This is a genomic window from Tessaracoccus luoxuelianae (assembly GCF_054483915.1).
The window spans coordinates 3,171,811-3,195,404 of the sequence record NZ_CM137013.1; the positions used below are offsets into that span (position 1 = coordinate 3,171,811).

Consider the following 23,594-nt stretch of genomic DNA (forward strand, 5'->3'; position numbering starts at 1 on the left):
TGAGCGAGCATTGATCGGTCAGCTCAGGGCAGGAGGTCCCAATACTGCTTCTGCCCAGGCATGGCATGAATGACCATCTCCTCACCACTCGCGAAGACCAGGACCACGGTCTCGAGTAGACGAGCTTGGGTGTCGAAGCCGAGTCGCAGTTCTCGTTGCGGCCAGCCGTCATCGTCAAGCGGCTCAATCCACAGGGACCAGTCGGCGGCCTGCACCGCGTCCTCGGGCAGGACCCCGTGCTTGCCTGCGCTGCGGTGTACCTTCACGCGGCGTAGCCAGCAAGCGCGCGCCGGATCGCTTCAGAGCGTGACACATTGTCACGCTCGGCCAGCGCATCCAATGCCGTGATTTCCTCGGCTGTCAGGCGTACCGCGATGACCTGCATCGGCTCGGCACCGCGCCCGGGACGGCCACGGCCGCGACGCTTCAACTCCGCAACGTCGTAGCCGGCTTCGGCCTCATTCGTCCATTGGGCAGGAAGTCCGTCACTTCCAGCCCTCGACCGTGAGCCGGCGTGTCTCTGTGATGGCGGGCTTCTACCGCACCTGTGTCATTGACCAGGTGATCGCTGCTTCACCGGCGGACTACGTGCGGCGCCCGAACGTGCCGGCTGAGTCTCCGACTCTGGGTTTGTCTCATCTTCAGTTCGAAGCCTTGCTCAGCGCTTCCCGGCTGTCTGTCAACGTCAATGACTTCGCTCTGGTGGTGATGCTGGGGCTGCTCTTCACTCAGCACATCCAGCGCACGTACAACTCGACCTGGGCGCCCCCAGGGGGTCGACACCCCGCTCGCGGCACCACACCAGGAAGCTACGCAGGTCCGACTCGGTATGGACGCGCGTCTGCCCACGGTAGCGGGCGAGGTAGGCGGCGACTGCCCTCACCAGAGGATCGGTCGCTGCATCGAGGAGGACAGGGAACAACATGGGCTCAAGACTGGTCATACATGATGCTGCGCTCACACCGACCACAACGCCAGAGGCAGCATCTTCGAACTGGCTGCGGCAGAGGCGGATGTTCGGGGGCCCGTCAGGCTACACGGGTTGCAAGGTCGTCGAGTTCTGCCCGGATCCTGGCAATCAGCGCCTTGGCGGACTCGTCTGGGCCCGCCAATTGTGACAGCAGGAGGTCGCGAGCCAGAGTGGAAACGGGAAGCCCGCGCTGCTCGGCCAGCCGCGTCAACGTCTCCAACTCCTCGACGTTCAGGCGAACCTGGAGCGTCTTGGCACGCTGATGGCCGCGGGTGACCTTGCTGCCGGGCTTGATCACGGCGTCGGGGTTGCGTTCAGCCGCCTCGGCCTCGGTCGCGATGAGATCACTAATCGACATTTGTCCGCTCCTCTCTGTAACGGCGCTGATCGGTGGTGTTCGATGGCCACGCGTTGACTCCCCAAATGACGTCCTCGTCGGGAAGGACAATGATCGTGACCAGTCTCCGGACGGAGGCTGCCCAGCCGATGACCCGAATGGTTCTGCCCGACACGGACGCGGGATCCGGATCGATGACCAGCCTGTTGGGATCGGCGAAAGCTTCGTCGGCAACAACTGGGGTCAGCCCATGCTTGGCGATGTAGTCGCCCCGATGGCGCCAGTCGATGCCTTCATCCACCATCCCAGCGTACTACGCGCGCAATACGGCCACCAAGCCCGTCGTCACCCCGTCTCAGACAAGTCGTCACCCGTCTCAGACAAATCGTCCGCGCACCACGCGGCATGTCCGGATGTTCGGTGAGTGGCTACTCGTAGTGGGTCCACATCCTCAGGATGTGGACGACGTGGCGATCAGGGAGCACCTCATAGACAAGTCGGTGCTGGATGTTGATGCGCCGTGAGTAGCAGCCAGCGAGGTCGCCGACCAACTTCTCGTACTTGGGTGGCGTGGTGAACGGGTCCTGGGCCAGAACCTCTAGCAGGTGCTGCGCCTTCGTCTTCAGCCCTGAGGAGGCCAGCTTCTTGGCGTCCTTCTGGGCTTGGCCTGAGTACACCAGAGTCCAGGGACTCACCAGTCAAGCTCGGTCGAGCCCGCGTCGACGCCCTCCGCGCGGGCGCGCCGGATGGAATCGGCCAACCCCGGTACCGACTCAAGGAACAGCGTCTCCTGGATGGCGAGCCAGTCCTCCTCGCCGATAAGCACCGCGTTGCCACGCTGGCCGGTGATGGTCAGCGGCTCGGACTCCTCGTTGACCTGGTCGATCAACCGGTACAGGTTCGCGCGGGCAGACGTTGCGCTTACAGCAGTCATGGGTACCACCTCCACCAAGCAGCGTACGTTATGACGTACGTTCCTGCAAGTATGGACGGAAGAGTCAAGGTCACGCGGCAGGGGCACCGATGCGATTCGGTCTGGCCATACACCTGCCACACCGGATTCAACCGTCCCAGGAGCGGCATGATCAGACGTTTAGTAGAGCGTTGCTGCAACGGATCAGGGTTCGCGAGACTGAATCGCCGTTGTGGCGAGGTTGAGGCAGGGACCGGGTAGGCGTGGCGGCACAGGCGGGTGTGTACTTCCGACATGAGTGATTTCGGGACCCGGATCCGGGAGAGTCTCCGCCGAGCGTCGCCAATCCCGGTTTCGGCGGTCCCGCTCGGTCCGGTCGACCGCGCCGCCCGACCGGGCCCCCAACCTGCCGCCCCTACAGTACGGCGCTGGCTGGCGGCAGCCGTTGGCATCATCGTGGCGGCCGGCATCGGACTGGCCGCCTCGGGCTGCAGCACGCCAGTCTCCGACGCGCCCGCGGCCCCGCCCAGCCGGACCACCGTGATAGTCGACCTTTACTCGGGACGGGAGAACCCGCAGCTCCCGCTCGACCCTGACGTTGCCGAGGAAATGTACCTGATGATCGGCGATAGTGCGGCTGCCGGGGAGGTGATCCCTGCCGACCCGCCGGACCCCGGGCCCGGCTTCCGCGGCTTCGTCGTCACCCCCGCCGACGCGAACCTCCCGGTGCTGCGGATCCTGCCGACGGCCGTCTATGAAGACGAGTCGGGCACCCCCGGGCGCGTCGACGACCCCGGCAGCGGCTTCTACAACCGGGTGTACGACGCCATCCGCCCGCTGCTCGACGACGCGACCCGGACCGCCCTGCCAGATTCGAACCCGGCGATCCCCGAAGTCACCGCCACGATCCCGCCCCAGGTGGGCGCAGCCGCGACCTGGACCCTCGCCGACTCCGAGCGCGTGACCGCCACGTCGACGACCGTCACTATCGAGGTCACTCGCGCAGAGTGCTCCAGCGGGGTGACCGGAGCGATCGCCCAGCCAGTTGTCTCACTCGGCATCGACGACATCATCATCCGGGTCGACGCCGAACCGCTCCCTGGCAACGAGCCCCAGAACTGCCAGGGCAACGACAGCGTCCAGATGACCGTTTCCCTTCACGAGCCCATCGGCGATCGCGCCCTGGTCGACGCCGCCTGCCTCGAAGGCCCGGCAGTCCGCACCAGCTTCTGCGAAACCGGAGCCACCCGCTGGAGCCCATGACGTCGCCAAGCGACTGTGGCCCACGGTGGCCCCAGGTCTGCTTTCGCTGGTCGCTGTCACTGCGTGGTTTGCATCCTTGGCTGTGCAGCCCTCCGTCGGGCCGTGAGCGCACTCAGCTCCTCAGGTCCGAGCGTCACCGCGTGGGAAGCGGTGTCGGCAGACATCGGGTCGTTTGGCTCCTGAGCCCGATCTGGTTTCGCGGCATGGACCCACTCCGACGGGCGGGGTGTTCCCAGCTGCAGGGTCCGAGAGGGCTGGCCCGCTGTCAGACTGGGCCCATGGAACGCGTAATGCCGCCCGCGGAAGAGCGGTTCGACCCGATCACCGGGCGGTGGATCAACGCTCCACTTCCCGATCCCGCCCGAGCCTGGGTTAACCCAGCCGGCGACGCTCCCGTGACCGTCGTCGGCGAGATCCCGCCTGAACTCTCCGAGCACGACAGGCCACCCACCCCCGGCTCCACCGCTGTAGAGACGCGGGCCACGCGAACCCAGCGCCTGCGTTGGCTGATCATCACTGTGTTGGTGGTCGCGGTCATCGCGCTCGGGATTGCGACACTTATCGCCACGGCGTAGACGCAGCATCAATCGCAGGCCCACGAGTTCGACGTCGAAGACCCGCCGACTCAAGCCCAGGATCACGATCTCGCGAACCCGACCGAATCAGACTTCTCAAGGCGGAGCGACGCTGGACAAGCAAACGCGAGAAACGTACGCTCGGTCGGCGGCAGAAGCGGATGTTCGGTGAGGGGCTACTGGCGGCAGGTGCTGCGTCTTCGTCTTCAGCCCTCTGGAGGCCACCTTCTTGGCGTTCTTTGGCGTGGGTACACCAGAGTGCAGGGACTCACCAGTCAAGCTCGGTCGAGCCCGCGTCGACGCCCTCCGCGAGGGCGCGCCGGATCGAATCGGCCAGCCCCGGTACCGACTTAAGCAACAGCGTCTCCTGGATGGCGAGCCAGTCCTCCTCGCCGATGAGCACCGCGTTGCCACGCTGGCCGGTGATGGTCAGCCTTCAGCGTTGACCACATGCTCCACGACGAACAATTCGGGTTGACGGGGCACTGGAGGAGGATTGCAGGGCACGACTTCGGACCCGCAGCGGATTCGTGGTGTATGCATGGTTCATGAAGCTGCGCCTCGCTGTTGTCGCCACCGTCTTGGTCACTGTTGGCTGCACGGTCGACCCGGCACCCGAACCCACCTCCTCCCCGACGGAGAACAACCCAGCCCCGACCAGCCCGACGTCCACCCTCTCGGCAGCACCGGATCCCTCGATGTCCGCGGCGCCGGAGACGTTCGTAGCGCCGGAGAAACTCGAGGGCGAGGTCGCCCGGATTACCTACCTCGACAACGCTGCAGTAGCCGCACAGGGCGCCACCCCTGACCCGAAACTGGCCTACCAGATGCGGGCGTCCTGTGTCGGAGAAGGCTCGATCACCCCAGAACTTTGGGTCAACGGCGTCAAGGTCGCCGACAGCGCGACCTGGGAATGTTCGGATGAACTCCCCGCCGCAGTCAACGTTGATGCGGCTATGCCGCCACTTGATAGCAGCGACGAAGTGGAGATCCGCTTCAAGGAGCTCTTCACCAACCAAGAAGCCTGGGCTGGCCCGCGCCTCTCAGCGAGGAGTAAAGCGTGGAACCAGCGGGATAGGCGGATGCCCGCTGAGGATTAGGCTTGCTCCTCAGAGTCGCCGTCGGCGAAGTGCAGCAACGCCATGTTGTCGGGCAACTCGCCGGAGTCGAGCAGTCTGCTCGGATCCGCTCCGTGTTCGATCGCGCGGCGCACCAGATGTCCAGTTGCTGCCCTCGCGAGGTGACCAGGCTCCCAAATCGTTCCGGTGACACGCTCGCGCTGATCTCCATGCTCAGCACGTCGCCGATTCTCGACTTCCCTCGAGAGCTCGCTCATGCACTCATCGAACTCCCGCTCATTGTCGAAGGCGCTGACCAGCACATGACGGCGTTCTCGGCGGAGCGGGTCGTAGCGGTAGTGGTGTACAACCCACCGCATCATCGAATCGTCCTGCGGATCCACCCTTGACATGATCGAAGCCTATCTGCGACCGGGCCCTGGGGGCGCTACCGCACTAATGGCGGGGTGAAAGCGATCGGATCAGCGCCAAAGGCACGAGTGACCCGCGGCAGTTGAGTGCGTCACTGGCCGTAGGAGAAGCGGAGGTCAGCGAACAGCAGGTGGTTGAGTCGTCTCCGCATGTGTCCGAGCTTGCTGGCGTCGGGTTCCTCGTCGGGCGTCGACAGGATGAACCGCAGCAGCGTGCCACCGTCCTTGGGGCTGAGCTCGAGGTCCACGAGGTCGTTGGGCCGCGAGGGCCACAGGGAGCTCCACTGGACACGGTGCGGCTCGTGACTGCTGAGGATGACGGGTGGCACCTCGTCGTCCAGGAGCACCAACCAGGGACGCGCACCGGGAAGGCCTGGGTGTGTCAGGGAGGTGAACACGACGTGCGGCGGCGCCGGCAATTGTCGGGTCCTATCTCCCAGGATCTGCATGGGGCAAGGCTAGACAAGGGTCCGTGAGCGTCGCGCGAAAGCTCGCTTCTCGGCATGAGCGGAAGTAGCCCGGCGCATTCGGGCAGCACGCTGGAACGAGAGCCGGTCATTCACCTTGAGTCGAGTGTGGCGGCTCCGAGAGTGCCGCCACGATCGCATCGCGGACATCGCGCGTTCGTCGCGGCTCCCGGTTCCCGACCACGCCGATCGTCACACCCCGCACCTCCGCCGTCGCCGGGGTCCACGCCGAACCGCCGCGGGCGTCGTCGGCCCGCACGCAGAACGTGTGCCTCAGCTCCGCGCCCTCCGCGACCTTCGCATTCACCTCCGGCGAGTCGGTGGCCGCCATCACGTACCAGGTGCCGTCGAGGTCGGCGTCGTCGAACTCCCGCGCCAGCCAGGTCAGCCGACCGGCGTCGGCAAGGGCCTCCACGGCCCGCGTGACCGACGGCGCCACCACCCGCACCCGGGCACCTGACTCCACCAGCCGCGACACCCGCCGGCTGGCCACCTTGCCGCCCCCGACGACGAGCACGTCACGCCCACCCAGCATCAGCCCGGCCAGGTAGGCCGGCGACCCGCCCTCCGACACCGGCAGCGTCTCCCGGTACCGCTCGGCCACCACGTCGGCCAGCGCCGCGCACGCCCCGATCACGTTGGCCACCCGCACCTCCGCGTCCGGGTGCGCCCCCTGCCACTCCGCGGCCTGCTCTCGGGTCCAGCCCTTGAGCCGGCCCGCGAACAACCAGTGCCCCATGACGACGATGCGCCGCGCGCCGTGCGCGTAGGCCCGGTCCAGCTCCTCCGGCAGCGACGGCCGGGTCACCTGGATGAACGCCGACTCGACGTCGGCCCACCCGCCCCGCTCGTAGAGCAGCCGCGCCACCCGGAGGTGGTCGGCGTTCGCCTCGGGCACCAGCGCGCCTCGGCCCACGAACACCACCGTCGTCTCGCCGGGGACCCACTCTTCCGCGGCCTCCGTCAGCCGCGCCTCGACGGCCTCGATCAGCCTCGGCTCCGGGCCCAGGTGCCGCGCGTATTCCACGCGGCTGCCCGGCACCCGCGCCGTCGCTTCGGCGATGAACTGCGGGATGTCGGAGCGGACGTGGCCGCCGGTGCCGAGCATGAGGGGCACGACGACGGCGCGGCGCCCGCCGTCGGCCAGTGACGCCACCAACGCGTCGGTGATGGTGGGCTGGGCGAGCTCGACATAGCCGACCGTGACTGGGACGCCGGGCAGCCGCTCCGCGACCAGGCCTGCCAGTTCCTCGCACTGCGCGACGCCCTCGCCCACGCGGGTGCCGTGGGCGGCGATGATCAGGGGCACGTTCATGCGTCCACCTCCTCCACCGTGTCCGGCATCCACTGGTAGTCCCGCGGGGTGACGATCAGCCGCCGCCCGCCGCCCGAGGTGACGAACCTCGTCGTCGACGATCCCACCACCACCAGCGAGTTCATGTCCACCCACTCCGGCTGGAACTCCGCCAGCGTGCTCATGATCACCTTCTGCCGCGGCCGGCACGCCTGCTGCACCACCGCGACGGGGGTCTCCGGTGAGCGGTGCGCGCCGAGGATCTCCAGCGCCCGCGGCAGGTGGGCCGTGCGGGTGCGCGACCGGGGATTGTAGAGCGCGACGACGAAATCGCCGACGGCGGCGCCCTGCAGCCGTCGCTCGATGTTGGGCCACGGGGTGTGGAGGTCGGATAGGGAGATGGTGGCGTGGTCGTGGCCGAGCGGCGCGCCGAGGATCGCGGACACGGCGAGGCTGGCGGTCACGCCGGGCACGATGTCGACGTCGATCCCGTCGGTGCCCTGCTCCAGGACGGGGCTGGCCATGGCGTAGACGGCGGGGTCTCCGCCGCAGACGAGGGCCACGTTCTCGCCGTTGCGTGCGGCCTCGATCGCGGCGGAGGTGCGCGCCTCTTCGGTGCCCATTTTGGAGGCCATGACCCGGACGCCGGGGCGGATGAGGTCGCGGATCTGCTTGACGTAGGGACCGTAGCCGACCACGAACGTCGCCTGCTGGAGGCGCTCCTTGGCTCGCGGGGTGAGGAGGTCGCGGACGCCGGGGCCGAGACCCACCACACTCAGCCGCCCCCGGGCGGGGATGCGGCCGACGGCGCACGTCGCGTCGGTGCTGCGCTGCTTGGGCACGATCAGCTCGGCGCCGTGCGCGAGGACGGACGCCTCGGCCACCGACGGCGTGCCGACGTGCCCCTCCACCATCGGGCTGGGCGTCGGGACGGGTTGGGCGGCCAGTTCGTCGGCCGGGTAGTCGATGAGCTTCACGCCGAGCTGCTTGACGAGTTGGAGCAGCCCGATCTCGCCGGCCTTGAGGTCGACGGTGGTGATCGCGGCGACGGAGTCGAGGGCGAGGCCGTGGTCGGCGAGGGTGCGCTCGAGGAGGTCGCGGAGGTGGGCGACGTCGGTGCCGCGGTTGCAGCCCATCCCGACGACGAGACTCTTCGGGTGCAGGACGATCTCGTTGGCTGAGGTGGAGCGCAGCGAAGTATCCGTCACGACGAGCGTCGCAACGGGATCCTCGGCGTCCGCCGACACGTTGGCGGGCAACGGCGGCAGCGGCCAGGGCTGGGACTTTTCCACCCGCACGGGGCGACCATCGAGGATGGCCCTGGTCACGCCCGCGACGTCGCCGTGATACGCCCACCCGAGCGTGTCGAGGGCGGGGATGTTCAGCGCGTCGGTGGCGGTGGTCAGCACGGGCGTGCCCCCCGTCGCCTCGGCGATGCGTCTGGCCAGCTCGTTGGCGCCGCCCGCGTGGCCACCCACGAGCGGGACCGCGAACCTGCCCGCCTCGTCCACCACCACCACGCCCGGATCTTCCGTCTTGTCCGCGAGCAGCGGGGCCAGGATCCGGGCGGTGGCGCCGAGCGCGAGGTGGGAGACGATGAGGTCGCACTCCTGCCACGCCCTCACCAGCCCCTCGGCGGCCGGGCCGTCGTAGCGGCGGGTTGCGGCGCCGAGGGCGGCGTCGATCGCGTCGGCGTGCCTGCGCGCGGCCTCCGAGTTGGTGACCTGCCCGATGACTGGGCCGTCGGCGCCGCGCTCCGCGGGGACGGAGTCATCGAGGATCAGCACCACGTTCGGCTCCGCGACCTCGGCGACGGCGGCCTCCTCGGCGCTCAGCTCATGCACCCGCTGATCCGGCTCCCCGAGCCTCTCCGCGACCACGTAGCGCCGCGACCATCCCTCGAGCGCCCCGGCCAGCTCGCGGACCCCGGCGCCGGGCCCGGTCAGCACCGCAACCTTGGGGTGCCGCCGCGACGCTGCCACGGCGTCGTCGATGGGGCGGCCGTGGGCGGAGACCACGACGGCGTCGTCCCAGGGCAGCGCGACGGCGGCGAACGCGGCCGCCACCGAGCTGACCGCGGGCGTGACCGCGAGGTCGAGCCCCTCCTCGCGGAGGCGGCGGACGATGCCGTGGAATCCGGGGTCGCCGCTGGCCAGCACCAGCGCGTCGTCGCCGTCGGGCAGTGCCTTCAGCCGTTCGACGGCGGGGCTGAGCGCGCCGAGCACGACGCGCCGCTCGTCGGGCACGCCGAGGGCGTCGAGGTGGCGCCGCCCGCCGACGACGAGCGCCACCCGTCCGGCGAGGCTGCGGGTGGCCGGCGAGATCTCGCCGAGGTAGCCGTGCACGTGGATCATCGGTCCTCCTCCAGGACTCCGCGGGTGCCGTGGGCGCGCAGGTCGGCCTGCGCCTCGGGTTCGGCCGCGCGGTACTCGTGCCGGAAGCCGGGGTGGTAGAGGTGGCTGCGCGTGGCGAGGGGGCCCTCGGCGAGAGCCGGGCCGACGAGGACGACGGTGTGCTTCCACAGCTTGTGCTCGCGCATGGTCTCGGACAGGTCCTTCAGCTCGCAGCGAAGCATGAGTTCGTCGGGCCAGGACACCTGGTAGCCGACGATGCAGGGCGTCTCGGGTGGGTAGCCGCCGGCGAGCAGTTCCTCCTGGAGCGCCTGGTTGCGGGCGGCCGAGAGGTAGAGCGCCATGGTGGTGCCGTGGGCGGCGAACCCGCGGACGGTCTCGCGCGGCGGCATCGGGGTGCGGCCGCCCTCGAGGCGGGTGAGGACCAGGCTCTGCGACACCTCCGGCACCGTCAGCTCCACCTCCATCCGCGCCGCGGCGGCCGAGTACGCCGATACGCCCGGCACGGACTCGAACTCCAGGCCAAGCGAGCGGATGAGGTCGCGCTGCTCGGCGGTGGCGCCGTAGATGGCCGGATCGCCGGTGTGGACGCGGGCCACGAGGAGGCCCTCGGCGCGGGCGCGGCGGTAGAGGGGCTCGATGTCCTCCAACGACGCCGACGCGGAGTCGACGAGTTCAGCCCCCGGCTTGGCGCCCGCGACGATCCCGGGGTGGACCAGGCTGGAGGCCCAGATGATGATGTCGGCCTCCGCGATCACGCGGGCCCCGCGGACGGTGATGAGGTCGGCCGCGCCGGGGCCGGCCCCGACGAAGACCACCCTGCCGGTCACAGCCGGCCCCCCGTCGTCGCGCGGGTGGGAGCCGCCAGGACGGTGGAGAAGTAGGGGGCGGACTCGCCGTCGGCCAGGTCCGAGAGGCGGACGAGGCGTTGGTTCGGCAGCGAGACGTCCACGCCCATGACGGCGTCGCGGCCCTCGCCGCGCAGCAGCTCCGCGACCTCCGGGAGGCGCCGCCCGCCCTTGTAGGCGACGGTGGAGTCGGCCATGGCGAGCACCTCGCGGAGGCGGTCCAACCCGGCCGTCACCGGGACGAGAGCGAGCACCTCCTGACCCTCGACCAGCGGCGTGCGGCTGGCCGCCGCCAGCGCCTGCATCGCGGTGATGCCGGGGATCACCTCGACCTCGACGTCGGGCAGCTGTTCGACGACGTGCGCCGCCAGGTAGGAGAACGTGGAGTAGACGCTCGGGTCGCCGACGGTGGCGAACGCGACGGTCGCGGCGCCGTCGGCGAACGCATCGACGGCGGCCTGGGCAGAGGTCAGCCACGCCTGCTTGCGACGCGGGGAGACTCCTGACTTGTCGGCCATGGAGAAGGGGACGCGGACGATCCGTGTCGCGGCGCCGGGGCAGGCCGCCTGGACGATCCGTTCCGCGCGGCCGGGCCCATCGCCGGACTCCTCCGTCGCGGGGACGAGGATCGCGTCGGCTGCTTCAACGGCGCGCACGGCCTTGACGGTGATCAGCTCCGGGTCTCCGGGGCCGACGCCGACGCCGATCAGCCGTCGCGCAGGAACGGGGGAAATGGTGGGTACGGTCATCTGCCGTGGCCTCCTGGGGTCGCTCGCCCGAATGGTTGGCCGCGCAGGCCCGAGTTCCTGACTCCCCCATCGGGGTCACAGTGGCGGCACCGCCCCGGACTCACACCGGGTTCCTCGACGTCGCCTGCGCGCAGCGTCAGTCTGTCAGAGCCCGCAGTTGGACCTGACCTGGGGTCGGCTAGGGCAGATTCGCGCCTCCGAGCGGTCTGCGAGGGCACAGGGAGGCACGCCCAGCGGGTGGGCGGGGAGCTAGGTTGGTGGCATCGAGAAGGCGGGGTCGGATGAAGAGGTTGTTGGCGGCAGCAGGGTGGCTGGCGACGGGTGCCGCGCTCGGCGTGGGCGCCGTGGCCGGGGCCACTGCCTGGACTCTGAACGGGCCAAGGCGCCCCTGGCCGAACTACACCTTCACTCCGTTCGAGGTTCGGGCTCCGTCAGAGGACGTCACCTTCACCGCAGCCGACGGAGTCTCCTTGGCGGGCTGGTGGCTCGACCAACCAGCGTCGTCCACGGTCGTCGTCTGCGCCCACGGCCATCGTGGCAACAAGGCGGACATGTTGGGGATCGGCTCGGGTCTGTGGAGGGCGGGCCACAGCGTCCTGCTCTTCGATTTCCGTGGCAACGGGGACTCCGGTGATGGCCCACAGTCCCTCGCCCACCACGAGCAGCGGGACCTCAGTGCCGCCTTGGACCTGGTGCGCGAGCGTCGCCCGGACGCCCGGATCGCCGTCGTGTCATTCTCGATGGGCGCGTCCACGGCCATCCTCACCGCCGCTCAGGATTCCCGGATTGAGGCTCTCGTCGCCGATTCACCGTTCGCCACCCTCAGTGACGTCGTCGCCACGGGATATCGCCGACACCGCCTGCCGAGCGAGCCGCTCATCCCGATCGCCGACCTGGCGAACCGATTGCGCTACGGCTACGCCTTCTCCGAGGTCCGTCCTCTCGACAGGATCGGCGCGATCTCCCCTCGTCCGCTTCTGCTGCTACACGGGACGAACGACAGGGTCATCCCCTACGACCACGCGTTGCAGTTGGCCGCAGCAGCAGCCCCGGGGCCGGTTGAGCTCATCACCTTCGACGGCGCGGACCACTGCGGCGGCTATTTCGCAGACCGGGCGGCCTACATCGCGCTGGTGGCAGATTTCCTTGACCGTTGGCTTGGTAACCAACAGGACTTGGAGTTGCGCCGTGCCGACAACGCGTGACCTGACGTATCCCTTCGCGGGACGGTGGCTGGCCCGGAACAGCCCCGCCACCAGGGTCGCGAGCCACGGCACCACCCAGTTCGCCTCTGCCTTTGCGATCGACTTCGTCGGGGTGGATGACGCTGGCCGGAGCGCGCCGTTCACCGCGACGTCGCTGGTCCGGCCCGAGCCGCCGACGCGTTTCGTCGGGTTCGGTCGGCCCGTATTGGCGCCGGCCGACGGGTTGGTCGTCGCCGCGCACGATGCGCAACCCGATCACGCGGCCTTCCGCGGTCTGCCTTCACTCGGTTACGCCCTCGGCCAAGCACGCCGAGTCGCGGCCGGCTGGCCCGCCCTGGCCGGGAACCACGTGATGATCCAGATCCCCGCTGGTCCGGTCGTGGTGTTGTGTCACCTGCAGCAGGGCAGCGTCCGGGTGCGCCTCGGCGAGTACGTCGCGGCGGGGCAGGCGGTGGCCAACTGCGGCAATACGGGCAACAGCACTGAGCCGCACCTGCACCTGCAGGCCATCAGCACCATGGACGTGACGGCCGCCACCGCCGTGCCGATCACTCTGCATGGCGGACTTCCGCGCAACGGTGTCGTGGTCGAGGCGAGATAGCGGCCACACCGGCCCGTCCTGCTCACAGGCACTTCAGTAGTAACGACGTGAGCGCCACTCCGTGGTGGCCCACCGAGTTGCTCGCGCCCCCTCACGGCAGAAGAGGGTGATCGCCAGGCTTCGAGGCCGCTGCGCGCCACCTCAGCCACCAATGTGGGGTCCGTGCGCGGCACCTCACCGATCCCTGAGGAGCGCGCGTCGCGAAGCGACCGCGTGCGTCTCGAAGGGTCGTGACGCGACACCCTCAGGCAAACTCCCAGTCAGGTCACGCTACGACCCTTCGAGACGGCCTAGGCCGCTTCGCAGCTGGGCCTCCTCAGAACGAGAAGGCCGCCACTCGCATGTCACCACGCGTAGCCGATCGTCAGCGGGCCAGTCCCAGGAGGGCATCGAGGTCGGCGTGGGCCTCCAGCGCGTCGGCGACCGTCTCGATCATCGACTCCCGCCGCGCCGCGAAACCTGGCGACTCCGTCGGCGTCCACGACACCCCTACGGCATCCGCGACCCCTGCGAGCCACGCCCGGCGGAACCCGTCGGACTCCAGCGATCCGTGCCACATCGTCCCCCACACGGCGCCGGACCTGACCCCCTCGAGGAACGGCTCGTGCCCGTCGTCGACCCGCACCCGCCCATGGTGGATGACGTAGCCCTCGACGTCGTGCCCCCGCCAGCTTCCCGACGGCCGGCCCAACACCTTCTCCGGGTGGAACACCGTGTCGCCGGGCAACAGCCCCAGGCCGGGGACCGCGCCCGGGTGGCCGGCCTCGACGGGGTCCGTGATGGTGCGCGTCAGCATCTGGAAGCCCCCGCAGATCCCCAGCACCGGCCGCCCTTCCCCGGCCCGGGCGGCGATCGCCGCCGCGATACCGGTCTCCCGCAGCCACGCCAAGTCCGTCAGCGTGGACCGCGACCCGGGCAACACCGCGAGATCCGCCGCCGCGACGGCGGCAGGATCCGTTGTCACCACGACGTCGACCCCCGGCTCCTGCGCCAGCGCGTCCACGTCGGTGGCGTTGGAGATGCGCGGCAGGCGGACGACGGCGACCCGCAGCGTCGCGCTCCCGGCAGGCACACTGGCGCGTGCGTCGCCCCGCCACCGGCCCACCTCGAGCGCATCCTCGCCGTCGAGCCACACGCCCGGCAGCCAGGGCAACACGCCGAACGATGGAAGGCCGCAGCGTCGGGTGAGCTCGGTGAGTCCGGGGTCGAGGATGGCCTGGTCGCCGCGGAACTTGTTGATCAGGTAGCCCGCCAGCAGGGCGCGATCCTCGTCGTCGAGGAGGCCCCACGTGCCGTAGATGGAGGCCAGGACCCCGCCGCGGTCGATGTCCCCGACGAGCACCACGGGCAGGTCGAACGCCCTGGCCAGGCCCATATTTGTGTAGTCGCCCTCGCGGAGATTGATCTCCGCCGGGGAGCCGGCGCCTTCGCAGATCACCAATTCGTGCGCGGCGGCCAGTTCCCGATACGCCTCGTGGGCGGCCTCGGCCAGCAGGCGACGACCCGTGGCGTACTCCCCCGCCTCCAGTGCGCCCGCGGGCTCGCCGCGGAGCACGACGAACGAGCGCCGGTCGCTGCCGGGCTTGAGCAGCACCGGGTTCATCGCCGACGTCGGCGTCTTGCCCGCCGCGATCGCCTGCAGGTACTGCGCCCGGCCGATCTCCGCGCCGTCGGCGCACACCATGGAGTTGTTGCTCATGTTCTGCGCCTTGAACGGCACGACGTCGATCCCGCGGCGACGGGCGGCGCGGCAGAGGCCGGTGACCACCAGCGACTTGCCCGCGTCCGACGACGTCCCCGCGATGAGGATCCCGGTCATGCGCCACTTCCCTTCCAGACATGCTGCCGCCCCCACCGCTGGCTGAGGAGCTCGACGCACGACCCCCACCGCTGGCTGAGGCGCTCGACGCGCCAGCGGCGAGCCTCGAAGCCTAATAAACGTGAGCTGACAAGGTCACCGCTCTGAGGCTTCGAGGCCGCTTCGCGGCACCTCAGCCAACGGGATGCGAGCGCCGCAGTCACCGGGAGCACCTCAGCCAGCGGGAGGAGCCCGCCACCGCGGCAAGCACCGTCGCCATCGCCGTCACCACGCCCACCAGCCTGGCCGCTTTCCGCACCTCGGCCGCGCGGGGGCGTGGGCCGTCGCCGAGGAGGCCCCGCTCCTCCACGCGGGAGAAGTACACGTTGCGGCCGCCGAGCTGCACGCCGAGGGCGCCCGCCCAGGCCGCCTCGCACCAGCCGCCGTTGGGCGAGGGGTGGTTCCGCGCGTCGCGGCGGAGCACCCGCCAGGCCTCCGCCGTCGACCCGCCGACGACGGGCGCGGCCACGCAGGCGAGCACGCCGGTGATGCGGGCCGGGATGTAATCGAGGGCGTCGTCGAGCCGTGCGGCGGCAGTGCCGAAGCGGGCATAGCGGTCGTTGCGATGGCCCACCATGGCGTCGAGGGTGTTGACCGCGCGATGGGCGAGGAGGCCGGGGATCCCGGCGACGGCACCCCAGAACAGCGACGCGACCACGGCGTCGGCCGTGTTCTCCGCCATGGACTCGACGGTGGCGCGGGCAAGCTCGGGCTCGTCGAGGCCGGCCGGGTCGCGGCCGCAGAGGTGGCCGAGCCGGGCGCGGGCGCCGTCGAGGTCGCCGTCGTCGAGGCGGTCGGCCATCAGCCGGCCCTCGCGGGCGAGGCTGCGGGCACCGAGCACGGCCCAGGTAGCCAGCGCGGTCGCGGCAACGTGGGCCACCGGGTGGCGGCGCGTGGCGCGCTCAGCCGTGACCCCTGCCGCGACGACCGGAGCCACCGTCGCCACCGTGAACGCGGCCCCCCGGGCGCGGTCGTCGGCATACCGGGACTGCTCGACGCGGCCCGCGAAGGTCCCGAACCACGCGACGGGGTGGTGCCGGGCGGGGTCTCCGAGCGCGGCGTCGGCCGCCACCCCGAGGACGATGCCGAGCGCGCGCGTGATCACGGCGCCGACGCTAGCAGTAGTCAGCACCCGGTCGGCGGGGCCTCCACTACAGATCCCGCAGCGGCGCTTACTCCTGGAACTCCAGGAAGGCGTCCATCGCGCGGGGGCCGTAGACCGTCGCGGGGCCGCCCCGCATGAGGATGGCCACTCCGAGAGCCTCAGCCACCTCGTCGGCGGTCGCCCCGGCTCGTGCCGCTCCGCGTGCGTGGCTGGCGATGCAGCCGTCGCACTTCTCCGTGACGCCGATTGCGAGAGCGATGAGTTCCTTGGTCTTCGTGTCGAGCGCGCCGGGGCCGAGCACCGCCTTGTGCATCGCCGAGTAACCGGCGTACACCTCCGGAATCCGGGAGCGCAGCTCCTTCGCGGGCGCCTGGAGGTCCTGGAGAACCTTCTTGCCATGCTCGTGGGTGGTCATGTCTCTCCTGACTGTCGTAGTTCACGGATGAGCCTTGACCAATTATCTGCCGGCAGGGGTGACGACGCCAGCCGCGGGTGACTTTCGTGCCGTCTCGACGGCGGTCGGGAAGAATGGGCCCATGACAACGCTTGCACCCCTGATCCCCCTGACCGGCGGCACCTCGATCCCGGCGATCGGCGCGGGCACCTGGCCCCTGGACGACGCGGAGGTGCGCGAGATGTGCCTCACCGCGTTCGAGATCGGCTACCGGCTCGTCGACACCGCGGAGAACTACCGCAACGAGGCCGGCGTCGGGCGGGCGGTCTGCGAGTCGGGGCTGGCTCGGGAGGACGTGTTCGTCACCACGAAGTTCAACAAGAAGTGGCACGGCGACGCCGTCGCGGGCGTGGAGGGCAACCTCGGCCGGCTGGGCCTCGAGTACGTCGACCTGGTTCTCATCCACTGGCCCAACCCGGATCAGGACCTCTACGTTCGCGCCTGGGAGGGGCTGATCGAGGCGCGTGAGCGCGGACTGACCAAGGCGATCGGGACGTCCAACTTCAAGCCCGAGCACCTCCGGCGGCTGCTCGACGCCACGGGGGTCGCGCCGGAGGTCAACCAGATCCAGTGCAATCCGTTCACCGAGCGCGTCGTCGAGCGGGCGTTCCACGAGAAGCACAGGATCGTGACGGAGTCGTGGGCGCCGCTGGCCGCCGGCACCGGGCTGATCGGGCATCCGACCGTATGGGAAGTCGCCGATGCGCACGACGCCACCCCCGCGCAGGCGGTCCTCGCCTGGCACATCCAGCAGGGCCTGCTCCCCATCCCGAAGTCGTCGAACCGAGAGCGGCTGGCCGAGAACTTCGCCGCGGTGAATCTTCGCCTGACCGACGACGAGGTCCGGACCCTGACCGCGCTCAGAAGCTCGGACTACCACCTGATGGACTCGGACCACTTCGGCCACTGATCCCCTCCCGCAGGTGAGGCGCGAGGAGCACAGCGACGCGCCTCACAGCTTCAGAAACGTCCCTTGTCAGCCCGCGTTTCTTAGGCTTCGAGGCCGCTTCGCGGCGCCTCAGCCAGCGGTGGGGTGCTTCGCGGCGCCTCAGCCAGCGGGGGGCGACGTGTCCGGGTAGCGGTGGATGAGGGGGACCGGTCGCGGTGGGTCGGGCGTTGGGCAAGGCACGCCGCGTTTGGGCGTGCCGAGGGCGCCCATGGGCGAGGCCGGTCCCCCTCAGCCACCGCGGAACCTGACCTGCCCCTCAGAGACGTTCCTTGTCAGCCTGCGTTTCTCAGGCTTCGAGGCCTCTTCGCGGCGCCCCAGCCAGCGGTGGGGGCGCGAGGTGTCCGCAGAGCGGTGGATGAGGGGGACCGGTCGCGGTGGGTCGGGCGTTGGGCAAGGCACGCCGCGTTGGGGCGTGCCGAGGGCGCCCATGGGCGAGGCCGGTCCCCCTCATCCGGCGCGGGACCTGACCCAGGCCCCTGGGAAGCCAACGTCGGTTTCGACGCACCCCGCGCAGCTGCGCTGCTCGGCGTGGCTCAACCCGCGGGTGGGCGAGACTCAACCCAGGTTCAGCCAGACCGGCGCGTCAGATGCGCGACAGGAGATCCTGGACGGCCGCCCTCGCCTCCATTGCGTTCTGGCCGCTGATCTCTCGGAACGCCTCCGTGATCTCCTCGGTGAGGTCGAAGTCGCGGCGGATCAACCAACTCTGCTGCAGCCCGTCCCACACGGCGACGAACTGGCGGGCCATCCGCACCGGGTCGCGATCCGGATGCGCCAGGCCCGCCGCCTGACGGGCCTTCATCAGGTCGATCATCTCCGCCATGACCCGCTCGTAGTGGCGCTGGAAGAACTCGTGGGCCGGGTGCGCCGGGTCCTGCGCGGCCGACGCAAGCGCCACCTGAAGCCGGAGCCGCTTGTCCTCTCCGGGGGAGCGCTGGGCGAGTTCGTCGATGAGATCGTGGAACTCCGACGGCGGGGCAAGGGGGCGCTCACCCTCCTGCACCTCGCCGTCGAAGAATCCCTCGAAGTACTCGATGGCCGCCACCAGGAGGTGGTCCCGGGTGGGGAAGTGGTAGAGCATCGTCCGCTCGAGCATGCCCGCCCTGGCCGCGACCGCCGCCGTTGTCAGCTGAACATGCCCCACCTCCATCACCACCTCGTAGGCGGCCTTGGCGATGGCGGCGCGCTTCTGAGCGGACTTCGCGTAGGGTCCACGTTTCGCGGGGGTTGTCGACATCGCCACCTCCTCAACCTTTCCTTACCCCAAACCTTGAACCCTGACCCGGGACAATGTCAACCGTTGACGGATCATGAACTATGCTGTTCACTACGAATTGAGAGACCGCCGTCGACGCCGACCCCGAAGGACCCCCATGACCGACGCCCCCGCCTACCGCGACCCTGCCCTCCCCGTCGAGAAGCGCGTCGAGGACCTCCTCGGCCGCCTCACCCTGGAGGAGAAGGCCGGCCAGCTGACGCAGTACTTCTACTTCGGCCAGCTCGACACCCCGGTGGTCTCCGACGAGGACCTGGCGGCTATGCCCTTCGAGCAGCGGCAGTTCCTCGACTTCCCGCGGATGGTGGACAAGGAGATCGACGCCGGCCGCGTCGGCTCGCTGCTGTTCGTCCGCAACGCCGCGCTGGCCAACCACCTGCAGCGTAGGACCATCGCCGGGAACCGCCACGGCATCCCGGCCTTGTTCGGCTTCGACGTGATCCACGGCCTGCGCACCACGTTCCCCGTGCCGATCGCGGTCGCGGCCAGCTGGGACCCCGAGGTGGCCGAGAAGGGCCAGCAGATCGCGGCCCGCGAGGCGCGCGCCGTCGGCATCCACTGGACCTTCGCGCCCATGGTGGACATCGCCCGCGACCCGCGCTGGGGCCGCATCATCGAGGGCGCCGGAGAGGACCCGTGCCTGGGCGGCGCGATGGCGGCCGCGCAGGTGCGCGGGTTCCAGGGCGACGGCGGCGCCGAGTCCGTCATCTCCGGCCCGAAGCACTTCGCCGGCTACGGCGCGGCCCGCGGCGGCCGCGACTACGAGGATTCGGACATCTCCGACGCAGAGCTGCACAACGTCTACTTCCCGCCCTTCAAGGCGGCCATCGACGCCGGCGCCAAGAACATCATGAGCGCCTACATGGACCTCAACGGCGTGCCCGCCAGCGGCAACCGCTGGCTGCTCACCGACATGCTCCGCGACGAGCTCGGCTTCGACGGCTTCGTCGTCTCCGACGCCAACGCGGTGCGCTCCCTCGAGACCCAGCACTTCGCCCGCGACCTCACCGACGCCGGCGCCCGCGCCGTCCACGCCGGGCTGGACATGGAGATGGCCATGTTCGACGCCTCCTACACGCGCCTCCCGCAGGCCGTGGCCGACGGGCTGGTCGACGAGGCCACCATCGATCTGGCCGTCCGCCGCGTCCTCACCGCCAAGTTCGCCGCCGGCCTGTTCGAGCAGCCCTTCGTCGACGAGGCCACCAGTGCCTCCGTCCTCGACGACGCCTCGCACCGCGACGCCGCCCAGGCCGCCGCCGAGCGCACCGCCGTCCTGCTCAAGAACGACGGCGCCCTCCCCCTGAAGGCGCCCGCCTCGATCGCCGTCCTCGGCGACCTCGCCGACTCGCGGCGCGACATCCTCGGCCCATGGATCTTCGACTTCGACCTGTCCGAGTCGGTGACCATCCTCGACGGCATCCGCCGACGCGCAGGCGAGGGGACCCGGGTCGAGTACGCGCCCGCCACGGCCGTCGCCACACGGCTCTACCCGTCGATGTTCGACAGCCACGAGGCCGGCACCTTGCCTCAGACCCCCGAGGGCTTTGACGAGGACGCCGAGCTGGAGCGCGCCGTCGCCCTGGCCGCGGAGTCCGAGGTTGCCGTCGTGGTGGTGGGGCAGCCGCAGAACATGATCGGCGAGAAGGCCTCTGTCTCCACCCTCGACCTCCCCGGCCGCCAGCTCGAACTGCTGCAGCGCGTCCACGCCACCGGCACCCCGATGGTGGTGCTCGTGATGTCAGGCCGCCCGCTCGACCTGCGCTGGGCCGACGCGAACGCCGACGCGATCGTGCAGGTCTGGTACCCCGGCGTCCGCGGCGGCGACGCCGTGGCGCGCGTCCTGTTCGGTGACGTCTGCCCCGCCGGCCGGCTGCCGTTCACCTGGCCGCGACACGTGGGCCAGGTGCCGATGGTGCACTCGCACTACCGCACCTTCCAGCCGGAGGACGCGGACAAGCGCTACTGGGACGAGGAGAGCACGCCGCTCTACCCCTTCGGGTACGGCCTCACGTACGCGACGGTGGACTACTCGGACCTGCGGGCACCGTCGAGCATCGCGGTGGGCGAGACTGCCAAGGTCGCGGTGACGCTCACCAACACCTCCGGGGTGGACTCCGACGAGGTGACGCAGTTCTACATCCACCAGCGCTACGGCACCTCGACCCGTCCGGTGCGCGAGCTCAAGGGCTTCCAGCGCGTGCACGTGCCCGCGGGCGCGACGGTGGACGTCGAGTTCGAGCTCGGCCCGGACCAGCTGCGCTACTGGAGCGCTGCGACCCGCACGTGGGTGCAGGACGCCACCGTGATCGATCTCTTCGTCGGCGGCAGCTCCGCCTGCGACATGACCACCACCGTGGAGATCACCGCCTGATCGGCCCCGACCGTCTGCAACTATCTACCCAGAGAGCGGCTTCTGTGCATATACACAGAAGCCGCTCTCCACGTAGGAAGTTGCAGACCATGTGGGGCGACCTAGCCCCGCGACACCGTCGCAGCGTCCTTCACCTCACCGATCAGGCGCTCGACGACGTCCTCCAGCATCGCGGCGCCCACAGTCTGGTCGCCGTCGACGACGAGCGCGAAGTGCGTGCCGCCCGCCTGCATCGCGGCGAGCGTCGCCTCCAGGGTGGCGTCCTTCGCGATGGTGGCCAACGGGCGGACCACGTGCTCGCCCAAGGGTCGCGTGAACTCGTCGTCAGTCAGCCCGAGGAAGTCCTTGAGGTGGACGTAGCCCACCACGTGGCCTTCCTCCGCGGCGACGGGAAAACGCGAGTATCCGGTGCGCAGAAACTCCGCCTCCACCTGGGCGGGCGTGGCCTGGTACGGCAGCGTCACGAGTTCGCCCATCGGGACCATGACCGCCGCGACGGTCTCCGTCCCGATGCTGACGGCGCCACTCAGCAGCTGGTGTTCGCGATCCTCGAGCAGCCCCTTTTCGCGCGACTCCGCGATGAAGGCGGCCACCTCGTCGGCTGTGAACGCCGAGGCGATCTCCTCCCTCGGCTCCACCTTCAGCAGGCGCAGCACCACGTTGGCGATCCAGTTGAGCAGCCAGATCAGCGGACGCAGCACGAGCACGATCCCGTACAGGATGGGGCCGAGGATGATGGCGGAGCGCTCGGGGCCGGAGATCGCGATGTTCTTCGGCACCATCTCGCCGAGCACCATGTGCAGGAACACGACGATGGCCAGGGCGATGATGAACGCGACGGTGTGCAGCGCGGCGCCTCTGATCCCGACGGCGGCCAAGGGGATCTCCAGCAGATGCGCGACGGCGGGCTCGCCGATGGCGCCGAGCCCGAGGGAACACATGGTGATGCCCAGCTGTGCGCCGGCCATCATGAGCGAGACCCGCTCCATGGCCCGCAGCGTGATCCGCGCGGACCACGAGCCGGCGGCGGCCCGCGGCTCGACCTGGGTGCGTCGTGCGGCGATGAGGGCGAATTCGGCGCCCACGAAGAAGGCGTTCCCGATCAGCAGGGCGACTGCGATGAGGATGGCTGTGGAATCAAGCATTGTCCTCCCCCTCCTCTGCATCCTCGACGGTCAGGGTGAGCCTGTCTACGCGCCATCCGTCCAGTCTGGTGACCTTGAGCCGCGCGACGGCCGGGGTCGGTAGCCCGTCTGCGTCGGGTCTGGTCTCGTCCCGGACGTCGAGCAGCACCTCGTCTCCCACCCTCGGGAAGCGGCCGAGCTGCTCGGTGATGAGGCCACCCAGGGTGTCGGACTCGCGGCCCTCGGGCAGTTCGATGTTCAGCGTCTCGCCCGCTTCGTCAGGGCGGAGCAGTCCCGACAAGGACCAACGCCGCTCCTCCAGCTGGCGGTAGGCGCGGGTGGGGCTGTCCTGTTCGTCGTCGATCTCGCCGACGATCTCCTCCACCACGTCCTCAAGCGTCACGATGCCGTCCGTGCCGCCGTACTCGTCGACGACGACCGCCATCTGCACGCCGAGGCGAAGAACCTCGAGTACCGAGCCCAGGGGCATCGTCGACGGCACGGCCCGGATGGGGCGGACCAGATCCTTGACGGTGCGCCCAGCGCGCTCCGCTGAGGGGGTGGCCAGGGCGTCCTTGAAGTGGACCACCCCTCGGACGTCGTCGACGCTCTCGCCGATGACCGGGAAACGTGCGTGGCCGCTGGCGCGGACCGCGTCGAGGACGTCGGCGGCCGTTTCGTCGAGCTCGAGGAAGCGGACGCGTGGTCGGGGCGTCATGGCGTCGGAGGCGGTGCGCTCGTTGAGCGCCACGGAGTGCTCGAGACGGCGGGCGAGATCCTGCCCGAGCATGCCCTGCTGTGCGGAGCGGGCAGCGAGCGAGCCCAACTCCTGTGCGGAACGGGCGGATGCGAGTTCCTCCTGCGGCTCCATGCCCATCGCGCGGACGATGCGGTTGGCGGTGCCGTTGAGGAACCACAGCAGCGGCCTGCTCACCCAGGTGAAGCCACGCTGGAACCCGACCACCGCGCGCCCCACCTTGAGGGGCTCCGCGATCGCCCAGTTCTTGGGCACCAGCTCGCCGAACACCATCTGGACCATGGTCGCGATGAGGAAGGCTGCGGTGAAGGCAACCACGGAGGCGGTCTCCTCCGGGAGGCCTGCGGCGCGGATGGGCACCGCGAGCAGCGCCGCGATCGAGGGCTCCGCGATGAAGCCCACGACCAGGCTGGTGATGGTGATGCCGAGCTGCGCGCCGGAGAGCTGCGTGGACATGGTGCGGAGCGCCTCGCGCAGCGACTTCGCCTTCGGGTCCGTCTCGGCGAGCCTCGCGACGGTGGGACGGTCAACCGTCACCAGGGAGAACTCGGCGGCCACGAACATCGCGTTCGCTGCGATCAGCACCACCACGGCCAGGAGCAGTAGCCACTCGACGATCATCGTCACCTCACCCCCGT

26 protein-coding genes and 1 riboswitch are annotated in these 23,594 nt (G+C 69.8%); of the genes, 7 read left to right on the plus strand and 19 right to left on the minus strand.

Annotated features, from left to right (window positions below; translation table 11 throughout):
* Positions 1-23: 23 nt before the first annotated feature.
* From ACX1D1_RS14675 to ACX1D1_RS14700, 6 genes are all read right to left on the minus strand, one after another.
* Positions 24-266: a toxin gene (locus ACX1D1_RS14675; protein WP_182781599.1), complete on the minus strand. Its 243-nt coding sequence runs from the start codon at positions 264-266 to the stop codon at positions 24-26.
* The gene (locus ACX1D1_RS14680; RefSeq protein ID WP_459055125.1) at positions 263-385 is read right to left on the minus strand and encodes a ribbon-helix-helix protein, CopG family; all 123 of its coding nucleotides are present in this window, start codon (positions 383-385) and stop codon (positions 263-265) included. Before ACX1D1_RS14680 ends, ACX1D1_RS14675 begins: the two co-directional genes overlap by 4 nt.
* A 643-nt stretch (positions 386-1,028) precedes the next feature.
* The gene (locus ACX1D1_RS14685) at positions 1,029-1,328 is read right to left on the minus strand and encodes a YlcI/YnfO family protein (RefSeq protein ID WP_182781596.1); all 300 of its coding nucleotides are present in this window, start codon (positions 1,326-1,328) and stop codon (positions 1,029-1,031) included.
* A complete protein-coding gene (locus ACX1D1_RS14690) occupies positions 1,318-1,608 on the minus strand; it encodes a BrnT family toxin (protein ID WP_220489047.1) in 291 nt (96 codons plus the stop codon). The genes ACX1D1_RS14685 and ACX1D1_RS14690 overlap by 11 nt, the downstream gene beginning before the upstream one ends.
* 127 nt (positions 1,609-1,735) lie before the next feature.
* A complete protein-coding gene (locus tag ACX1D1_RS14695) occupies positions 1,736-2,002 on the minus strand; it encodes a Txe/YoeB family addiction module toxin (protein WP_182798725.1) in 267 nt (88 codons plus the stop codon).
* Positions 1,999-2,241, minus strand: a complete 243-nt coding sequence (locus ACX1D1_RS14700) for a type II toxin-antitoxin system Phd/YefM family antitoxin (protein ID WP_068751161.1) — start codon at positions 2,239-2,241, stop codon at positions 1,999-2,001. The genes ACX1D1_RS14695 and ACX1D1_RS14700 overlap by 4 nt, the downstream gene beginning before the upstream one ends.
* 519 nt (positions 2,242-2,760) lie before the next feature.
* Between ACX1D1_RS14700 and ACX1D1_RS14705 the strand changes: the two genes are divergently transcribed.
* Positions 2,761-3,483: a hypothetical protein gene (locus ACX1D1_RS14705; protein ID WP_459055128.1), complete on the plus strand. Its 723-nt coding sequence runs from the start codon at positions 2,761-2,763 to the stop codon at positions 3,481-3,483.
* Between the two features lie 278 nt (positions 3,484-3,761).
* The gene (locus ACX1D1_RS14710) at positions 3,762-4,058 is read left to right on the plus strand and encodes a hypothetical protein (RefSeq protein WP_459055130.1); all 297 of its coding nucleotides are present in this window, start codon (positions 3,762-3,764) and stop codon (positions 4,056-4,058) included.
* Positions 4,059-4,326: 268 nt separating this feature from the next.
* On the opposite strand, the gene ACX1D1_RS14715 is transcribed toward ACX1D1_RS14710, so the two are convergent.
* Entirely contained in the window at positions 4,327-4,461 is a 135-nt protein-coding gene (locus ACX1D1_RS14715; protein ID WP_385899803.1) for a type II toxin-antitoxin system Phd/YefM family antitoxin, read from the minus strand.
* Positions 4,462-4,606: 145 nt separating this feature from the next.
* On the opposite strand from ACX1D1_RS14715, the gene ACX1D1_RS14720 reads away from it, so the two are divergent.
* The gene (locus ACX1D1_RS14720; RefSeq protein ID WP_459055132.1) at positions 4,607-5,158 is read left to right on the plus strand and encodes a hypothetical protein; all 552 of its coding nucleotides are present in this window, start codon (positions 4,607-4,609) and stop codon (positions 5,156-5,158) included.
* Here ACX1D1_RS14720 and ACX1D1_RS14725 read toward each other — a convergent pair.
* From ACX1D1_RS14725 to cobI, 6 genes are all read right to left on the minus strand, one after another.
* Positions 5,155-5,520 (minus strand): hypothetical protein, encoded by a 366-nt coding sequence (locus ACX1D1_RS14725; protein WP_187721000.1) that lies wholly within the window; start codon positions 5,518-5,520, stop codon positions 5,155-5,157. The genes ACX1D1_RS14720 and ACX1D1_RS14725 overlap by 4 nt on opposite strands.
* Positions 5,521-5,639: 119 nt before the next feature.
* Positions 5,640-5,996 carry an SRPBCC family protein gene (locus tag ACX1D1_RS14730; protein WP_182781591.1) on the minus strand — a complete coding sequence of 119 codons (357 nt, stop codon included), beginning with the start codon at positions 5,994-5,996 and terminating at the stop codon, positions 5,640-5,642.
* A gap of 106 nt (positions 5,997-6,102) precedes the next feature.
* Positions 6,103-7,329: a siroheme synthase domain-containing protein gene (locus tag ACX1D1_RS14735; protein ID WP_459055135.1), complete on the minus strand. Its 1,227-nt coding sequence runs from the start codon at positions 7,327-7,329 to the stop codon at positions 6,103-6,105.
* Positions 7,326-9,662 carry a precorrin-3B C(17)-methyltransferase gene (cobJ, locus tag ACX1D1_RS14740; protein ID WP_459055137.1) on the minus strand — a complete coding sequence of 779 codons (2,337 nt, stop codon included), beginning with the start codon at positions 9,660-9,662 and terminating at the stop codon, positions 7,326-7,328. Before cobJ ends, ACX1D1_RS14735 begins: the two co-directional genes overlap by 4 nt.
* Positions 9,659-10,489 (minus strand): precorrin-4 C(11)-methyltransferase, encoded by an 831-nt coding sequence (cobM, locus tag ACX1D1_RS14745; RefSeq protein ID WP_459055139.1) that lies wholly within the window; start codon positions 10,487-10,489, stop codon positions 9,659-9,661. The genes cobJ and cobM overlap by 4 nt, the downstream gene beginning before the upstream one ends.
* On the minus strand, positions 10,486-11,241 hold the full coding sequence (cobI, locus tag ACX1D1_RS14750; RefSeq protein WP_459056597.1) for a precorrin-2 C(20)-methyltransferase: 756 nt from the start codon (positions 11,239-11,241) through the stop codon (positions 10,486-10,488). Before cobI ends, cobM begins: the two co-directional genes overlap by 4 nt.
* A gap of 44 nt (positions 11,242-11,285) precedes the next feature.
* A riboswitch (cobalamin riboswitch) is annotated at positions 11,286-11,399 on the minus strand.
* A gap of 138 nt (positions 11,400-11,537) precedes the next feature.
* Between cobI and ACX1D1_RS14755 the strand changes: the two genes are divergently transcribed.
* Both ACX1D1_RS14755 and ACX1D1_RS14760 read left to right on the plus strand, forming a co-directional pair.
* Positions 11,538-12,461, plus strand: coding sequence for an alpha/beta hydrolase (locus ACX1D1_RS14755; protein ID WP_459055141.1), 924 nt, complete (start codon positions 11,538-11,540; stop codon positions 12,459-12,461).
* The gene (locus tag ACX1D1_RS14760) at positions 12,445-13,062 is read left to right on the plus strand and encodes a M23 family metallopeptidase (RefSeq protein ID WP_459055143.1); all 618 of its coding nucleotides are present in this window, start codon (positions 12,445-12,447) and stop codon (positions 13,060-13,062) included. The genes ACX1D1_RS14755 and ACX1D1_RS14760 overlap by 17 nt, the downstream gene beginning before the upstream one ends.
* A 364-nt stretch (positions 13,063-13,426) precedes the next feature.
* Here ACX1D1_RS14760 and ACX1D1_RS14765 read toward each other — a convergent pair whose 3' ends face one another.
* The 3 genes from ACX1D1_RS14765 to ACX1D1_RS14775 form a co-directional block, all read right to left on the minus strand.
* Positions 13,427-14,881, minus strand: a complete 1,455-nt coding sequence (locus ACX1D1_RS14765) for a cobyric acid synthase (RefSeq protein WP_459055145.1) — start codon at positions 14,879-14,881, stop codon at positions 13,427-13,429.
* Between the two features lie 199 nt (positions 14,882-15,080).
* Positions 15,081-16,025, minus strand: a complete 945-nt coding sequence (locus tag ACX1D1_RS14770; RefSeq protein WP_459055147.1) for a cobalamin biosynthesis protein — start codon at positions 16,023-16,025, stop codon at positions 15,081-15,083.
* Positions 16,026-16,092: 67 nt separating this feature from the next.
* Entirely contained in the window at positions 16,093-16,440 is a 348-nt protein-coding gene (locus ACX1D1_RS14775; protein ID WP_459055149.1) for a carboxymuconolactone decarboxylase family protein, read from the minus strand.
* Between the two features lie 121 nt (positions 16,441-16,561).
* Here ACX1D1_RS14775 and ACX1D1_RS14780 point away from each other — a divergent pair, with 121 nt between their 5' ends.
* Positions 16,562-17,389, plus strand: a complete 828-nt coding sequence (locus ACX1D1_RS14780) for an aldo/keto reductase (RefSeq protein ID WP_459055151.1) — start codon at positions 16,562-16,564, stop codon at positions 17,387-17,389.
* Between the two features lie 622 nt (positions 17,390-18,011).
* Here ACX1D1_RS14780 and ACX1D1_RS14785 read toward each other — a convergent pair.
* Positions 18,012-18,665 (minus strand): TetR/AcrR family transcriptional regulator, encoded by a 654-nt coding sequence (locus ACX1D1_RS14785; RefSeq protein WP_459055153.1) that lies wholly within the window; start codon positions 18,663-18,665, stop codon positions 18,012-18,014.
* A 136-nt stretch (positions 18,666-18,801) separates the two neighbouring features.
* Between ACX1D1_RS14785 and ACX1D1_RS14790 the strand changes: the two genes are divergently transcribed.
* The gene (locus tag ACX1D1_RS14790; RefSeq protein WP_459055155.1) at positions 18,802-21,075 is read left to right on the plus strand and encodes a glycoside hydrolase family 3 N-terminal domain-containing protein; all 2,274 of its coding nucleotides are present in this window, start codon (positions 18,802-18,804) and stop codon (positions 21,073-21,075) included.
* A 101-nt stretch (positions 21,076-21,176) separates the two neighbouring features.
* On the opposite strand, the gene ACX1D1_RS14795 is transcribed toward ACX1D1_RS14790, so the two are convergent.
* The gene (locus ACX1D1_RS14795) at positions 21,177-22,220 is read right to left on the minus strand and encodes a hemolysin family protein (protein ID WP_459055157.1); all 1,044 of its coding nucleotides are present in this window, start codon (positions 22,218-22,220) and stop codon (positions 21,177-21,179) included.
* On the minus strand, positions 22,213-23,577 hold the full coding sequence (locus ACX1D1_RS14800; RefSeq protein WP_459056598.1) for a hemolysin family protein: 1,365 nt from the start codon (positions 23,575-23,577) through the stop codon (positions 22,213-22,215). The genes ACX1D1_RS14795 and ACX1D1_RS14800 overlap by 8 nt, the downstream gene beginning before the upstream one ends.
* Between the last annotated feature and the right edge of the window lie 17 nt (positions 23,578-23,594).